At 59.0% G+C, this 212-nt stretch carries 1 pseudogene; it reads left to right on the plus strand.

What is annotated here, in order from left to right:
* A pseudogene (locus E0D98_RS27325) lies at window positions 1-212 on the plus strand (mobilization protein); the annotation flags it as partial.

Genomic DNA, 212 nt, shown 5'->3' on the forward strand with positions numbered 1-212 from the left:
GGGAACTGAACTTAAACGGGCAGAAAATCAGAGACGCTATCAGCGCACACACAGCAGCGGTGAAAGAACAACTGGAGACGCTGAACAGTGCCGTGAACGCGCAGTTCAGCGCCACAGAGAACGAACTGGCCCGGCGGCAGGAAGAGCTGCTCTGGAAGCTGGTCAAAGGGCGGATACTGTACCCGTCGCTGACGGCGCTTTGCGTCACGGGC

This window comes from Escherichia sp. KCJ4928, from assembly GCF_004352695.1.
Lineage (GTDB): Bacteria > Pseudomonadota > Gammaproteobacteria > Enterobacterales > Enterobacteriaceae > ECMA0423.